This window comes from Sphingomonas sp. HF-S4 (assembly GCF_032911445.1).
Classification (GTDB): Bacteria; Pseudomonadota; Alphaproteobacteria; order Sphingomonadales; family Sphingomonadaceae; genus Sphingomonas; species Sphingomonas agrestis.
Map to the genome: position 1 here is coordinate 950318 of NZ_JAWJEJ010000001.1, position 15864 is coordinate 966181.

The window sequence follows — 15864 nt, forward strand, 5'->3', positions numbered from 1 at the left end:
CTGGTTCCTCGAGTTAGGCGACGAGCCGACGCAGCGTGGTGAAGCTGGTCTGGATGTCGGGGAGATAGGGGGCGGGGGACTGGTCGTTCTCGACATAGAAATGCTTGACGCCCGCAGTGCGATTGAGCGTGAAGATGTCCGCGAAGTCGATCGTCCCCTTGCCGACGCTGGTCATCTTGCCGTCGGCGGTGCGATCCTTGACGTGATAGGCATAGATGCGGCCCGCGTTGCGCCGGATGATCGCCTTGACGTCTTCGCCCGCGGCGACTGCCCAGAACAGGTCGAGCTCGAGCTTGACCAGCGCGGGATCGGTGTCCGCCACCAGCCGGTCGAACAGGCTGCGGCCCTCGGGCTTCACCGTGAACTCGAAATCATGGTTGTGATAGGCGAAGCCGAGGCCCAACGCCTTGAGCCGTTCGGCCCAGCGGCTGAAATTGGCGACCGCCGTCTTCCAGCCCTCGGCGGTGCGCTGCGCCTCTCCCATCCAGGGAAGGATCACCGTGTCGGCGCCCAGCGTCTTGGCCATCTTGACCTGGCCGTCGAAATCGCCGGCGAGCGCGTCATAGCCGATGTGCAGCGACGGCGATTTGAGCCCCAGCTTGTCCATCGTCTTGCGCAGCTCGACATGGTCGAGCTTGTCATAGCCGCCGCCACCGAACTCGACTTCGCGATAGCCGATGCCGGCGATCTTCGCGAGCGTGCCCGCCGGATCCTTCGAGAACAGCTCGCGCACCGTGTAGAGCTGTATGCCTATCGGCTTCCGCCCCTTCGCGCCCGCCAGCGCAGGGCCGGCGGCGAGCGTCGTTGCGAGCGCGGCGCCGCCCGCCATCCATTGCCGTCGGTTGATCATCATGACGAATAGACCTTGTTGACCTGGGAGAAGGGGAAGGCGCCGTCGTAGCGACCTGGAACGGGAAGATATTCGCGCTCCTGGGTGATGCCGACTTCGGAAGTGAAATAGCCGGTGACGACGAGCTGGCGGAATTTCTCGAAGAAGTCCGCGCCGCCGGGCAGCTTGTCTTCCATCGCCAGCGTGAGCAGTGCGTCGTGCTGCGCCGGCGTCGCCTTGGAGCCGACGACCTTGTAGTCGGCCTGCGCCCGCGCGCCGATCGTGTCGAGCCCGGCGAGGATCGGCTTGCGATCGTTCGGGCTGGCCCAGTCGGCGAGCAGCTTTTCGATGAAGCCGGGGACGCCTGCGGTGATCGCGCCGGGCGTGTCGGTGGTCGGCATCACGCGCTCGCTCAGCGCAGTCATCAGCGCACGCTGCTCGGCGTTGAACACCGGCGCGCTGGGCGGACCGTCGCTGATCGGTACGACCTGCTGCCCGGCCGCGCGGGCGATCGGGGCGAACAGGCTGGCGCCGAACATCGTGACGATGCCGGCAAGGGCGTCTCTGCGATCGATTGTAATCATTTCACGTCACCTTCGAAGTCGTAGCTCGCTGCCGCTTCCGACAGCGGGCGTACCCAGATGTTGCGGAAAGAGACCGGCGAATTATGGTCCTGGAGCTGGATCGGCGCTGCATCCGCATGCGCCTCGTATTTGGCAACCTTCCGCCAGATCGTCGTGCCCAGCCAGGGCTGGCGATTTTGCACCAGCACGCCGTTGAGGAAGGCAGTGACGTAGGCAGGGCGCAGCAGCTTGCCGTCTGGGCCGAAATGCGGGCGCTCGAACACCACGTCGTAGCTCTGCCATTCGCCCGGCTTGCGTGACGCGTTCACCAGCGGCGGCTTCCAGGCGTAGATCGCGCCAACCGTGCCGTCGGCATAGGTCGGGTTCTGATAGCCGTCGAGGATCTGGATCTCGTAGCGCTGCATGAACCAGATGCCGCTGTTGCCGCGATCCTGCGAGGTCTTGGTCGGCGGATTGGGCGAGCGGAATTCGAGGTGGAGCTGGACGTTGCCGAAGCTTTGCTTGCTCACCAGCGCGTTCTCGCTGCCGCCGCCCGCGCGCGGCACCGATGTGGCGGCACCGTCTTTGATCGTCCACGGCGTCGTCTGCGCCTGCCATTTGTCGAGCGATTTGCCGTCGAATAACACGACCGCATCCGAAGGTGCGCCGCCCGGCACCGATGCGGGAGTCACGACGCTGGGGTAGGGGCGGTCGGCGTCGTGGACCAGCCATTTGCCACCCGGCAAGGTGGGCGTGTCCTTGAAGCCGGGCTTGTCCTGCGCGGCGGCAGGGCTCCCCGCTGTTACCGCTACCGCAGCCGCGGCAGCCCATGCGATGCGCTTCACTGCTTCCTCCCTCATGCCGCGTCGATTTCGCGATAGGCGGCGATCAGCCGTTCCTCGCCCGCACGTCCGTCGATCGAATTGCCATGTTCCATGCCGATGACGCCAGCAAACTTCTTCGCGCGCAGCCAGCGGACCACGTTGCGATAGTTGATCTCGCCGGTCCCCGGTTCCTTGCGGCCGGGATTGTCGCCGAACTGGATATAGCCGATCTCGTCCCAGCAGCTTTGCAGCGTGTTGATAAGGTTCCCCGCCTGGATCTGCTCGTGATACAGGTCGGCGAGCACCTTCACCGCCGGGCTGTTCGCGCCCTTGGCAACCGCAAAGCCTTGCGGGATCGTCTGCATGAACACGCCGGGATGGTTCACCAGCGTATTGAGCGGCTCCATCACCATCACCAGCCCATGCGGCTGGACGATATCGGCGGCGCGACGCATCGTGTCGATGATCCGCCCGGTCTGGATCTCGACCGGCAGCTTGCGGTCGAGAAAGCCGGTGACCACCGTCATCCACTTGGCGTCGAGCCGCTTGGCGACGTCGATCGAGGCGCGGATGTCGGCCAGGAACGCCTGGCGATCGCCATCGTCGTTTCCGCCCAGTACCGGACGGAAATCGACCCATTTGGGCATACTTGCGACGAAAACGCCCATTTTCATGCCGCGCTGCTGCAGCGCCTTCGCCATTGCGGTCTGCTCGGCAATGCTGCGACCTGCCGCCTCATTGTCTTCCCAGGCAGTGAAGCCCTGGTCGGCGGCATAGGCGATCTGCTCGATCCGGTTGCCGCGGCTCTTGAAACTCCCTTCGTGGGGGGCGAATCCCAATGAGAACCGCGCGGCGTTCTGCACCGGCGCAGCCCGCCCCGTCGTCGCCGCACCGGCGGTGGCAAAGCCGGCAGCCAATGCGGATCGCCGCGTGAATTTCACGCCGCTTCGCCTGCCAGTTGCGCGCGCGACTTTCCGCGCTCGCGCAGCCAGATGAACCCGAACACCACCAGCAGCACCACCGGCAGGATCGCGAGCCTCTGGAACGACACCGACGCCGCGGCGTCCTCGACTGCCAGCTTGGCGGCACCGGTCAGCGCCGCGAAGGCCTCGGGGCCGCCGGCGAACTCGATCTTTGCCTGGTCGAACATCCCGCCCAGCAGCGGCAGCACAAAGAAGCTGGCGAGCGCCCCCGCCGATCCAACCAGCCCGAGCGCCCACGACCCGCCGCGCGGATACCGCTCGGCAACCGAGGCGAGCATCGTCGGCCACATAACGCAGACACCGAGGCCCCATATGGTAGCAGCCAGTACCGCAGTTACCGGCGTCTGCGCCTGTGCGAGCATGAACAGCCCGATCCCGGCGAGCAGGCTCGAGACCCAGAGCAGCCCCGGATTGGAGATCTTGTTGGCCAGTCGGCCCGCGAAATGGCGGAACACGAACATCAGCGCGTTGACGTACACCAGCAGCAGGATGCCGCGCATGCCGACGCGGTTGGTCAGGGCAACGTCGATCCATTGGCCAGGCGCGAGCTCCGACGCGGCGGTCAGGAACATCGCGCCGAACCAGATGAAGAAGCTCGGCCGGCGGAACACTTCGCTCACCATCTCGCCGAAGCTGACGCCGCTCTCGGCGCGCAATGCGGGCGGGAAGGTGGTTGTGGCGGCGAGCACTACGGTCGCGATTGCCGGCACCAGCACCAGCGCCATGATGCCCTGCCAGGGCAAGGTCGCCGAGAAGAAGAAGCCGATCAGACCGCCGACGATGATCCCGCCGGGGAACCAGGCGTGGAGCACGTTGAGCCGGTGCGTCGTGTCTTCGGGATAGAGTTGCGCGGTCAGCGGATTGATCGTCGCCTCGGTCAGCCCCCAGCCGATGCCGCTGAGCAGCATGCCGAGCCACACCAGGGTATAGATGGTCATCCCGGTAGCGAGGTGGCCGGCGAAGACGATCAGTAGAGGGCCGAAAATGAAGCAGAAGCCGGCGCCGAGCAAGCAGCGCTTCATCCCGATCTGGTCGAGAAACGCACTGGCGACGAACACGGTGATCGAAAAGCTGAGAAACGCTGCGCCGAGCGCGGCAGCCAGCAGTTCGCCGGCCTGGAGCGAGTTGATCGGATCGATCCATTCGCTCTTGAGCCCGGAGGCGATCGCGCCGCGGATCGCCAGGCTCGACGCCGCAGTGAACAGCGCGAGCACGCCCAACCAGAACAATCGCGACCGGTTTATCGTTCTCTCGGCCATCGCTTCCCTCCCCATATTCTTTCTTGCAGGCTTCGACCGTCAGGTCAGCCCGAGCAGCTTGCGGTTGAGCCCCGGATCGCTGCCGCCGGCGAAATCGTCGAATGCCTTGTCGGCCTTGCGGATCATGTGCGCTTCGATGAACGGGGCGCCTTCGCGCGCACCATCTTCGGGATGCTTGAGGCAGCATTCCCATTCGAGCACTGCCCAGCCTTCGTAGCCGTACTGCGTCAGCTTGGAGAAGATTCCGCCGAAATCGACCTGGCCGTCGCCGAGAGACCGGAAGCGGCCGGGACGGTCAACCCAGTCCTGGAATCCGCCATAGACGCCTGAGCGCCCGGTCGGGTTGAGCTCGGCGTCCTTGACGTGGAACATCCGAATCCGCTCGTGATAGATGTCGATGAACGACAGATAGTCGAGCGCCTGCAGCACATAGTGGCTCGGATCGTAGAGGATGTTCGCGCGCGGATGATTGTCTACGCCCGCGAGGAACCGCTCGAAGGTCACTCCGTCGTGCAGATCCTCGCCGGGATGGATTTCATAGGCCAAATCGACGCCCTGCTCCTCGAACGCATCGAGGATCGGCCGCCAGCGCTTCGCCAGCTCGCCGAACGCTTCCTCGACAAGCCCCGCGGGGCGCTGCGGCCAAGGGTAGAGATAGGGCCAGGCGAGCGCGCCCGAGAAGGTGGCATGCGCCTTGAGCCCCAGCCGCCGGCTCGCCTTGGCGGCGAGATGCAGCTGCTCGACTGCCCATTTCTGGCGCTCGTCGGGCTTGCCCTTGACTGCATCCGGCGCGAACGCGTCGAACGCGACATCATATGCTGGGTGTACCGCGACGAGTTGACCCTGAAGATGTGTCGAGAGCTCGGTGATCTCGACGCCAGCCTCGCGGCAGGTGCCGGCAAGCTCGTCGCAATAATCCTGGCTCTCGGCCGCCTGTTTCAGGTCGATGCAGCGGCTGTCCCAGGTCGGAATCTGAACCCCGACATAGCCCGCATCGGCCATCCAGCGCGCCGCCGAGGGCAGCGTGTCGAATGGCGCGGCGTCACTCATGAATTGCGCGAGGAAAACCGCCGGACCCTTCATGCCACCGCTCCCTTGCGATCCACGCTCACTTCGAGGTTTCGGCCTTGAGATAGGCGATCAGCGCGGCGCGCTTGGCGGGATCGGTGACCTTGATCACCATCCGCGTGCCGGGCACCATCTGGCTCGGCGCGGCAAGATATTTGTCCAGCGTCTGCGCGTTCCAGGTGATGTTCGATTTTTTGAGCGCCGGGCTGTAGTTGAACCCCGCGACCGAACCCGCCTTGCGGCCGAACAATCCGTTGAGATTGGGACCCAACCCGCTACGCGCACCTGCCGGTAGCGTATGGCAGGCCCGGCATGCGGCGAACGCTTGCGCGCCCGCATTCTGCGGCGGCTCGGCTGCGCGGAGCGGCAACGTTGTCAATCCAACTACGCAAAGTGTTGCTGCAACTGGCAGCATCACGAACAGAGATTTCATTATCCTCTCCGGTCTGGCAACGATCGGTACGACGCCATGTAAGCGGTTGCCGATGCGACGCGCAACCATTTACCAGATAAAATCGACATGAGGAGCGCCAATGCATACGAATACCCAGCCGAGATTACGCTACGGAATGGTCGGCGGCGGCGAGGGCGCATTCATCGGTGCGGTGCACCGCATGGCGGCCGCGCTCGACGGCGAATTCGAGCTGGTCTGCGGTGCGTTCAGCAGCGATGCCGCGCGCAACCAGCGTAGCGCTGCAGGGCTTGGGCTCCCGTCCACCCGCGCGTACCCCGATCTCGAAGCGATGCTGGCGGGCGAGGCGGCGCTGCCCGAGAGCGAGCGGATGCAGGCACTGGCGATCGTCACGCCCAACCATCTCCACGCCCCTGCGGCGATCGCCGCGCTCGACGCCGGCTTCCACGTCATGTCCGAAAAGCCGATGGCGCTGAACCTCGAGGAAGCATTGGCGATCGAGGCGGCGGTGGCGCGCAGCAGCAGGCTCTATGGCCTGACCTTCACCTATAGCGGCTATCCGCTTGTCGAGGAGGCGCGGGCGCGCGTCGCGCGCGGCGATCTCGGCAAGATCCGGCTGGTCCAGGTCGAATATTCGCAAGGGTGGCTCAGCCAGGCGATCGACCGTGACGGCCAGAAGCAGGCCGAATGGCGCACCGATCCCGCGCGCGCCGGGCTCGGCGGGTGCCTGGGCGATATCGGCACGCATGCCTTCCAGCTCGCCGAGCACGTCTCGGGACTCGCAGTGGAGGCGGTCAGCGCGGATCTCAGCATCTTCGTCCCCGGCCGCCGCCTCGACGACGACGTCGCGGCGCTGCTCCGGCTCGAAGGCGGCGCGCGCGGCGTGCTCAAGGCGAGCCAGGTCGCGGCAGGCGACGAAAACGGGCTGCGAATCCGCGTCCACGGCGAGAAGGGCGGGCTCGACTGGTCGCAGATGGAGCCCAACACGCTCACCTTGCGGTGGCTCGATCGCCCTGCCGAGATTGTCCGTGCCGGCGGCCCAGGGCTCGATTCGCTTACGACCGCGCGGCTGCGCACCCCTGCCGGCCACCCCGAAGGCTATATCGAGGCGTTCGCCAACCTCTACCGCAGCTTCGGCCGCGCGCTCCAGGGCGGCGCGACCACCCCGCCGCAGCGTGGCGAGGCCGACTGGTTTCCCGGCATCGCCGACGGCCTGCGCACGATGACCTTCATCGAGGCGATGATCGCCAACAGCGCCGGCGACGCCAAATGGACCTCGCTCGCCGACGTGCTCGCTGCGGGCCGGGGCTAACGCGCCCAACCATTTGCCGCTTGCGTTCGGCTGCGGATCGTGGTGCCATCATGTGGCATAACGTGCCACAGATTGAACTGTGCACGGCAGCAAATGGAGGGGACGATGTCGCGAAGCGCGATCCGGATTGCGTGTTTGCCGGCGTTGCTGGCGGTGGCTCCCGCCGCGCAAGCGCAACTGGCGGGCCCCGCCGGCGGCATGCATCGCGATCCGGTGACCGACGTCGCCGACGCGCCGACCCGGCTCAAGCCCGGCTATCCGGTGCCGTATGGCCGACCCTCCGAAGCTGCGGTCAAGGCAGTAATGGACCGCACGTTCGATTATATCGAACGCGAGACCTCGCCGGTGCTGGTCGATGCCGCCGATAAGGAGGTGCGCGTAGGCGGCGAACTGCCCGCGGGCACGCGGCTCCGATCGGCCTATCGCCTGACCAGCTACGAATGGGGCGTGACCTATTCGGGCGCGCTGCTCGCCGCGGAGGTGACCGGCGATGCGCGCTACACGCGCTATGTCGCCGATCGGCTGGGGACCGTCGTCGATCTCGCCACGCGGTATCGCCGGCAGAAAACCGACGCCCAGCAGACTCCCGTCCGCCAGATGCTCGCGCCCGATCGGCTCGACGATACCGGCGCGATGGCGGCGGCGCTGATTAAGGCGCATCGCGCGGGCGTGGTGACGCAGGGGCGCAGCCAGATCGACATCTATCTCGACTGGATCTTCAACCGCCAGTTCCGCCTGTTCGACGGCACGCTCGCCCGCCAGGTGCCGATGCCGGGCAGCCTGTGGCTCGACGATCTATACATGAGCGTCCCCGCACTCGCGCAGATGGGCGCGCTCACCGGCGAGCGCCGCTATTTCGACGACGCCGTCCGGCAGATCCTGCAATTCTCGAAGCGCATGTTCGTCGGCGAGAAGGGGCTATACCGGCACGGCTGGGTCGAGGGCATGGACCCGCACCCCGCTTTCTTCTGGGGACGCGCCAATGGCTGGGCGATCGTCGCGACGATCGAACTGCTCGAGGTGTTGCCCGAGGACCATCCCGGCCGCGCCGCCGTGCTCGATCAGTTGCGCGCACACGCCGCGGGACTGGCGCGGCTCCAATCGGGCACCGGGCTGTGGCACCAGTTGCTCGACCGGCCGGATTCGTATCTCGAGACCTCGGCCTCGACGATGTACGCCTATGCGCTCGCCCGCGCGATCAACCGCGGCTGGATCGATCGCCGCGCCTATGCGCCGGTGGCGGTGCTCGCCTGGAACGCCGTGGCGACCAAGGTCAATGCGGCGGGCGAAGTCGAGGACGTCTGCGTCGGCACCGGCATGGGGTTCGATCCGGCCTTCTATTACTTCCGCCCGCGCCACGTCCGCGCGGCGCATGGCTATGGCCCGGTGCTGCTCGCCGGCGCCGAGATCATCGCGCTGCTGCGCAAGGACGCGGCGGGGCCGCGCGAGAACCTGTTGTTCCGCTAGCGGTTCCGCGCGGCCGTATCGACGATCTGTGACAGTCACGGCGTTGCCGGTCGCGAGCAGCAACCCGTCAAGGAACACCACTTTGGTCAATCCAGCAGCGTGCGTTCGGGGCAGCCGCGTCAACAGGTGCCTCAGCCGCTGGTGATCGTGCGCCGACAGCCAGACCGCGCCCGACCAGCGACTTGTCCACGCCGAGTTTGGACGCGAGCCGGCCACGGCTGATCGAGGCCGCCTACAACGCCGGGGTAAGGCGTTCGCCAAAGCGGTGCACCATCGAGTTGACCTCCTGCGGGGCGGCTGCCCCGCGCGAATGCAACCCGTTGCATTCCGATGCACCGTTCGGCGACGGTCGGTGCACCTGCTTGCGCGGCCTCCCGCGGCCTAATCGAATCGGCGGCTCGAACCGCGATCCGCCCCTTCTTCTGAGGCGGTGCCGCGGCGTGGGCCGCAATCAGGAACAGGAACACCGATCATGACTGGATATAGCGCGTACGTCGCTCCCCCCGGAGCGGCGCTGACCTCCATGCGCCGTCGCAAGACGGCAAAACTCGCCACGCTCGCCGCCTCGGTCAGCTTCGCGGCCATCGCGTCGCCCGCTTATGCGCAATGCGTCGAAGGTCCGCCGAGTAATTTCACCTGTTCGGGGACGACCAATGTCTCGCAGGTCATCGTCAGCGATGATGCGACCGTCACCGCCGATCCGAATTTCGAGGTGGATACCAGCGGCAACGGCAACGGTGTGGCGCTGCAAGTCACCGGTGCCGGAGCCATCAGCTTCACGGGTGGTCCGATCCTGACCGGCGCCGGCGCGCGCTTTTCGACCACCGGGGCCAGCGGCTCCTCGGCGGGCGAGCTCCTGATAGTGTCAAGCGGGCGCATCATCGCCAATGGCAGCAACGGACTGCGGCTCGACAACAATGGCGGCGGCAGTACGGCCGCACTTTGGGGCGGCGCGATCACCAATAGTGGCGGCAACGGCGTGTTCGCCCGCAACTTCGCCGGCTCTGGCGAGCTTTTCCTGCTCGTCGGCCGGGTGAATGGCCGCGACGACGGCATCCGGGTGGAGCATGGCGGGAGCGAGACTGCTACCATCACCGCGACCGGCGCGGTGGTGGGCGACACCGCCGCAGGCGTGCGGATCAGCACCCTTGCCGGCGCGGGCGGCGTCGACCTGACCGTCTCCGACGTGACCGGTGGCACCTTCGGCATCTTCCTCGACAATGAGGGGGGTGGTATCAGCAAGGTCGACGCGACCGGCACGGTGACCGGGCTCGACCAGGCCGGAATCCGCGTCTCGAGTGGTGCGAACACGCTCGGGATCGACATTCGCGCGGTGGCGGTGAACGGCGCCGACAACGGGATCATGGCCGATCACCAGGGCAGCGGCGACCTGTCGATCGTCGCTACCGGACAGGTGACCGGTGCGAGCCAGTACGGCATCCTCGCGAGCAACCAGGCGGCCGCCGGCAACCTCTCGATCACTGCCAGCGATGTGATCGGCGATACCGGCATCCGCGCGATCAACGGCGGCACCGGCGCCACCACATTGGTGACGACGGGCGACATCCTCGGCTTCGGTACCGACGGGATCAGCGTCGACAACGACGTCAATGCCACCGATATCCTGATCGACGTCCACAACGTGACCGGCGCGCAGCGCGGCATCCGCGCCCAGAATCTGGGAAGCGGCAGCACGGTGGTGCGCTCGAACGGGGCGATCCACTCGGTGTCCAGCGGCGTCTTCGTCGAGACCGGGAATGCGACCACGACGGCGCTGATCGATGTCGCCGACGTGATTAGCGACACCACCGCCGTTAACCTGATCCATTCGGGCAGCGGCGTGGCGCGCGTCAACGCTACGGGCAATGTGGTGGGTACGCTGGGCAGCGGCATCGCAGTCGATGTCTTCGCGGGCTCGACCGATATCCGCGTCGACGCGGTCAATGTCACCGGCGGCAATTTCGGCATCCGCACGCTCAACGAAGGCACCGGGGAGACCTTCATCGCCGTTACCGGGCTGGTAAAGGGCGGCGGTTCCGACCCCTATGGCTATGGTATCCTGGCGCAGAACCGCGACGGTCAGACCACCGATCTGATCGTGCGCGCAGCCGAGGTTCAGGCGACCCTCCAAGGCATCCTCGCCGAGAGTGACGGGCTGGGGACGATGACGGTCCTGGCTGACAAGGTGACCAGCCAGGACGAGGCTGCCGTGCGGGTCTTAGCCGAGGGGGCCGTCAGCGCGGTCAACGTCGCGATTGGCGAGGCGACCGGCGGCACCACCGGCATCGAAGTCGTCAACCTGGCAAGCGGCTCGGCCAGCATCGACGCGAGCGGAACCGTCACCGGACTGAGCGAATACGGTATCTACGTCGAAAACGGCGTCAACAGCACCGGGATCGATATCCGCGCCAATCAGGTCAACGGCAACATCAGCGGCATCCAGACCGACAACCAGGGCAGTGGCGACACCGCGATCGTTGCGACCGGGGCGGTCGTCGGCGGCGGTAACGGCATCTCTGCCTTCAACGCCGCATCCGCGCGCGACATCTCGATCACGGCGACCGACGTTTCCGGCTTCTATGGCATTCGCAGCTTCAACGAAGGCACCGGCGCAACCTCGATCACCGCAACGGGCCTCGTCGACGGCACCGACTATGGGGTCGTCGCGGAGAATGCCAGCGGCGCGACCGACATGAATATCCGTGTCGCCGATGTCATCGCCAACGGTATTGGCATGGAAGTGGTGAATGCCGGGTCAGGCACGACCAATGTCGTTGCTGACAATGTGACGGGGCTGGGCGGTGTGGGTGTCCGTATCAGTGCGGAAGATTTTGCAGGCTCGGTCGATCTCACCGTGGGGGATGTGACCGGCGACGATGCTGGTGCCGTCATCGCGAATTCGGGCATTGGCGCTGCGCGGTTGACCGCGACCGGAACCGTAACCGGGGCCAATAACATCGGCATCAATGTCCTTAACGATTTCAGCGCCACCGACATCGAGATTCACGCGTATAACGTAAACGGCAACGGGTTTGCCGGAATTTTGGCGTTCAACGACGGCACGGGCGACACCCTGGTCGAAACGACCGGTTTGGTCGCGAATATCGGCGTTGATGGCATTGGCGCAGTGAACCGAGAGACAGCGCGCAACCTCTCGGTCTCCGCGGTCGATGTCATCGGCGGCTTTGGCATCGCCGCCAGCAATTTCGGCACCGGCAGCACCGACGTCGTCTCGACCGGTACGGTCACCGGCTATTCGTTCGATGGCGTGACCGCCGGGAACATTGGGGCTGGGACCGACCTGAGGGTCGAGGTCAACGTCGTCAATGGCGACGATCGCGGTGTGCGGCTCCGCAACGAAGGGACCGGTTCGACCCGCCTTCGTGCGCTTGGCAGTGTTACGGGCGCCACGGGGAACGGTATCGAAGCCGCGATCAGCGCCACCGCGCTTGGCCTAACCGTCGATGTCGTCGATGTCACCGGGACCTCGGGTATCGTCATTGACAATCAGGGTCTTGGTACGACCCGCGTCGCTGCCACTGGCACTGTTACCGGCATCTCGGGGAACGGAATCAACGCATTCGCCTTCACGCAAGCCGATGACATCGAGATCGATGTGGCGGATGTCATTGGTAACATCGGGGGCGTGAACGTCACCAATTACGGCACCGGATCGGCGAGCATCACCGCGAGCGGCACGGTCAGCGCGCTCGCGGCCGATGGCTACGGCATCGTCGTCGAAACCGGCACGGGCTCCACCGACATCCGCATCGCCGCGGCCGACGTGCTGGGCAATGCGGGCGGCATCTACACCGAAAATCTCGGCTCCGGTGAAACGGCCATCACCAGCTCCGGAACGGTCACCGGTGGATTCGCCTCCGGCATCTTCGCACGCAACGACGCCGGTTCGACCGACCTGACGATTGCGGCCAACACGGTCGTGGGCGCCGAGGACGGCATCGCTACCGAGCATGTCGGCACCGGCGTCACGCGCATTGCCGCCGCATCGGCTACCGGAACGAACGGCGCAGGCGTATTCGTCCAGGCGGAGGGGACGGCGGGCGCTGTCGACCTCACGCTTGGCGACGCAACCGGCGCGACCTATGGCATTCTCGCCTATAATTACGGGACGGGCACCACCGAGGTCGAGACGACCGGCGCGGTAGCGGGTGCCGCCGACGCGGGCATCGCAATCGAGAATGGTGCCGGCGCTACTGGTATCGATCTCCGCGCCGCGCAGGTGGCAGGCGAAAACTACGGCATCCAGATGGAAAATCTGGGAGCCGGAAACACCTCGGTCGTCGCAACCGGGCCCGTCATCGCAAGCGCTGGGATGGGGATGTTCGTGTTCAACGACGCCACCGCCGCGAATATCCGCCTCGAGGCGGCGAGGGTGCAGGGCGCCGAGACGGGGATGCTGGTCGTCAACCAGGGCACCGGCACCACCAGCATCAGCGCCAGCGGGCTCGTCACCGGTACCAATGTCGCCGGGATCGACGCGCGCGCGGGTGTCACGGCGCAGGGGCTGACGGTGAGCGCCGTCGATGTCACCGGTGCTTCCGGGATCACCGTCCAGAATTTCGGACAGGGCTCGGCGGGCATCTCCGCGACCGGCACGGTGACTGCACTGGACGCGACGGGCACCGGCATCGCGATGGTCGGCGGCACCGGATCTATCGATCTCAGCGTGGCGTCGGTCCGCGTGGTCGGCGGGACGTTCGGCGTGGATACCGAAAATCAGGGAAGCGGCGACACGCTGATCCTCGCCAGCGGGCTCGTCACCGCCGGCGAAGTCGGAATCCGTGCGCACAACGGCGCCGGCGCCGAGGGGCTCGGTATCCGCTCTGCCCAAGTCCAGTCCGCCGGAAGCGGCATCATCGCCGAGAATCTCGGCACCGGCCGCACCGTCGTGCGCGCCGATGGTGCGGTGAACGCGCAGGGCGAGGCGGGGATCGGCGTCACTACGGGCGCCACTGCGGACGACGTCGCCGTCCTGGCCGGCACCGTGTCGGGCGGACTCGCCGGCATCTGGGTCGAGAATGAGGGGATCGGCAGCACCAGCATCACTGCCAGCGGAGCGGTCTCGGGGACCGATTTCGGGATCACCGGCCGTAACAGCGCCAGCGCGACCGACCTGACGATCCGCGCCACGGATGCCCAGGGTGGCATCAACGCGGTCACCACCGAAAACCTCGGCACCGGCGAGACGCGGGTGATCACGACCGGCAATGTCGTCGCACAAGGCCAGTTCGGGATACGCGGGTCTGCGGGCGCCGGGGCGGGCGACATCGTCATCGAGACGGCCAATGCCTCGGGCGGGATCAGCGGCGTTTCCGCAGTCAATCTCGGCCTGGGCGATACGAGCATCACCGTCAGCGGCACCGTGCACGGCGCCACTCGCGGCATCGAGGCCTTTGCCGACGGCAACCAGAGTGTGATCATCGTCAACAACGGCACCGTCCGCAACACCTCCGGGCTGGCGTCGGCGCGGGCGATCGGCGCGAACGGCGGCGGAGTCGGTATCGGCAATGCCGGCACGCTGATCGGCACGGTCGAGATCGCCGGCGACCAGAGCCTGCTGGTCAATTCGGGCAGCTGGCGGAGCATCGGCGGGACGAGCAACTTCGCCACCGTCAACGATACGCTGCTCAACAGTGCCACCGGCACGCTGGTCGGCGGCACGCTGGCGGGGACCGTGGAGACCACGATCTGGCAGGGGCTCGAGCGCTTCCGCAACGAAGGTGCGCTCCGCCTTCAGGACGGTGGCATCGGCGACCTCGTCCAGACCTCGGCCGCGACGACCTTCACCAGTGGCTCACTGCTCGCGGTGGACGTGGCCGGCACCACCGGTGCGGACCTGTACCGCACCAGCGGCACCGTCACGATCAAGGCGGGCAGCCGTTTGAATGTCGTCGCCGCCCAGCCGCTGGTGCTCCACGGCAAGCATGTCGTGGTCCAGGCCGATGGCGGGCTCACCGGCCAGTTCGCGTTCGAGGACCAGATGCTGACCGCCTTTGCCGGGGTCCGCGACGGCTATACCGCCACCACCGCGTTCATCGAGTTCGCGCAGCTGAAGGCGTTCGAGGCGGCGGGGCTCACCCCGAACCAGAAGGAGACCGGCGCCGCCGCCGACGCGCTGCCCGACGGCAACGCGCTCAAGGACGCGCTGCTCCTGCTCCCCAACGATGCCGCGGCGCAGGAAGCGTTTGATCAGTTGTCGGGGGAAATCCACCCTTCGGCGCGCAGCGCGATGTTCGACGACAGCCGGCTCGTCCGCAATGCGGTGCTCGATCGTCTCGCCGGCGGGGTGCCAGGGTGGACCGCCTGGGCGCGCGGCTTCGGCGCCAGTGGCCAGAATGATGGCGACTTCAACGCCGCGCAGATGAACCGCGATACGCGCGGCGGTGTGATCGGCGTCGATCGCGCCTTCGGGCCGGCGACGATCGGCATCGCCGGCGGCTGGACCGACACCGACCTCCAGGTCGATCGGCGCGCCAGCAACGGCTCGGTCAGGACCGCGCATGCCCTGGCCTATGCCGGCGCGAGCCTGGGACCTGTCCAGCTCCGCGGCGGGCTGGGCTATGGCTGGACCACCACCGAGACCCGCCGCAGCATCGCCTTCCAGGGCTTCGCGGACCAGACCAGCGCGCGCTACAAGGGCTCGGTGCTCCAGGCGTATGGCGAGGCGGGCTATCGACTGCCGCTGTCGGGCGGCTATGTCGAGCCGTTCGTTAACCTGACCACCGTCCGCGCGTGCACCGATGCGTTCACCGAAAAGGGCGGGCTTGCCGCGCTCAACGGCCAGGCGATCCGCGAGAACCGTACCGGCTCGACGGTCGGCCTGCGGCTCGAGACGGCGCAGGCGGGCGCAATCTCGGTCCGCGGCTCGATCGGTTGGAACCGTGCCTGGGGCGATCTCGATCCGGTAGGCCTGCACGCATTCGGCGGCGGCGCGCCATTTACCGTGCTCGGCGCCGGGGGATCGCGCGATTCGGCACTCGCCCGCTTCGACGCGCAGATGCGGCTGTCGTCGAACGTCACCCTCAGCCTCGGCTATGATGGCGTGCTGGGCGCGCGCGACGACGATCACGCGATAACCGGAGGCCTCAAGATCGTCTTTTGACGGCTGGCACCGGCGGGCGGGTCC

The 15864-nt window shown here is 66.6% G+C and carries 10 protein-coding genes; 3 read left to right on the forward strand and 7 right to left on the reverse strand.

Annotated elements, in window-relative coordinates; all coding sequences use genetic code 11:
- Positions 1-13: 13 nt before the first annotated feature.
- From RZN05_RS04065 to RZN05_RS04095, 7 genes are read right to left on the reverse strand one after another with little or no spacing between them, the layout of a single operon-like run.
- Positions 14-853: a sugar phosphate isomerase/epimerase family protein gene (locus RZN05_RS04065; RefSeq protein WP_317225344.1), complete on the reverse strand. Its 840-nt coding sequence runs from the start codon at positions 851-853 to the stop codon at positions 14-16.
- Complete coding sequence (locus tag RZN05_RS04070; protein ID WP_317225345.1) at positions 850-1413, reverse strand: gluconate 2-dehydrogenase subunit 3 family protein; 564 nt, start codon at positions 1411-1413, stop codon at positions 850-852. The genes RZN05_RS04065 and RZN05_RS04070 overlap by 4 nt, the downstream gene beginning before the upstream one ends.
- On the reverse strand, positions 1410-2237 hold the full coding sequence (locus RZN05_RS04075) for a 3-keto-disaccharide hydrolase (protein WP_317225346.1): 828 nt from the start codon (positions 2235-2237) through the stop codon (positions 1410-1412). Before RZN05_RS04075 ends, RZN05_RS04070 begins: the two co-directional genes overlap by 4 nt.
- An 11-nt stretch (positions 2238-2248) precedes the next feature.
- Positions 2249-3157 carry a hydroxypyruvate isomerase family protein gene (locus tag RZN05_RS04080; RefSeq protein ID WP_317225347.1) on the reverse strand — a complete coding sequence of 303 codons (909 nt, stop codon included), beginning with the start codon at positions 3155-3157 and terminating at the stop codon, positions 2249-2251.
- Positions 3154-4458, reverse strand: coding sequence for an MFS transporter (locus tag RZN05_RS04085; protein WP_317225348.1), 1305 nt, complete (start codon positions 4456-4458; stop codon positions 3154-3156). Before RZN05_RS04085 ends, RZN05_RS04080 begins: the two co-directional genes overlap by 4 nt.
- A 39-nt stretch (positions 4459-4497) precedes the next feature.
- On the reverse strand, positions 4498-5541 hold the full coding sequence (locus RZN05_RS04090) for a sugar phosphate isomerase/epimerase family protein (protein ID WP_317225349.1): 1044 nt from the start codon (positions 5539-5541) through the stop codon (positions 4498-4500).
- Between the two features lie 25 nt (positions 5542-5566).
- Complete coding sequence (locus RZN05_RS04095) at positions 5567-5959, reverse strand: c-type cytochrome (RefSeq protein ID WP_394804814.1); 393 nt, start codon at positions 5957-5959, stop codon at positions 5567-5569.
- 100 nt (positions 5960-6059) lie between these two features.
- On the opposite strand from RZN05_RS04095, the gene RZN05_RS04100 reads away from it, so the two are divergent.
- The 3 genes from RZN05_RS04100 to RZN05_RS04110 all read left to right on the forward strand — a co-directional run bounded on the left by RZN05_RS04100 (position 6060) and on the right by RZN05_RS04110 (position 15840).
- Positions 6060-7250 (forward strand): Gfo/Idh/MocA family protein, encoded by a 1191-nt coding sequence (locus RZN05_RS04100; protein WP_317225351.1) that lies wholly within the window; start codon positions 6060-6062, stop codon positions 7248-7250.
- Positions 7251-7355: 105 nt separating this feature from the next.
- Positions 7356-8717, forward strand: coding sequence for a glycoside hydrolase family 88/105 protein (locus RZN05_RS04105; protein ID WP_317225352.1), 1362 nt, complete (start codon positions 7356-7358; stop codon positions 8715-8717).
- Between the two features lie 472 nt (positions 8718-9189).
- The gene (locus tag RZN05_RS04110) at positions 9190-15840 is read left to right on the forward strand and encodes an autotransporter domain-containing protein (protein WP_317225353.1); all 6651 of its coding nucleotides are present in this window, start codon (positions 9190-9192) and stop codon (positions 15838-15840) included.
- Positions 15841-15864 lie beyond the last annotated feature (24 nt).

Coding starts and splice junctions, on each gene's coding strand:
- RZN05_RS04065 (WP_317225344.1), bottom strand. CDS start 853: ATGATGATCAACCGACGGCAATGGATGGCGGGCGGCGCCGCGCTCGCA.
- RZN05_RS04070 (WP_317225345.1), bottom strand. CDS start 1,413: ATGATTACAATCGATCGCAGAGACGCCCTTGCCGGCATCGTCACGATG.
- RZN05_RS04085 (WP_317225348.1), bottom strand. CDS start 4,458: ATGGCCGAGAGAACGATAAACCGGTCGCGATTGTTCTGGTTGGGCGTG.
- RZN05_RS04090 (WP_317225349.1), bottom strand. CDS start 5,541: ATGAAGGGTCCGGCGGTTTTCCTCGCGCAATTCATGAGTGACGCCGCG.
- RZN05_RS04095 (WP_394804814.1), bottom strand. CDS start 5,959: ATGAAATCTCTGTTCGTGATGCTGCCAGTTGCAGCAACACTTTGCGTA.
- RZN05_RS04100 (WP_317225351.1), top strand. CDS start 6,060: ATGCATACGAATACCCAGCCGAGATTACGCTACGGAATGGTCGGCGGC.
- RZN05_RS04105 (WP_317225352.1), top strand. CDS start 7,356: ATGTCGCGAAGCGCGATCCGGATTGCGTGTTTGCCGGCGTTGCTGGCG.
- RZN05_RS04110 (WP_317225353.1), top strand. CDS start 9,190: ATGACTGGATATAGCGCGTACGTCGCTCCCCCCGGAGCGGCGCTGACC.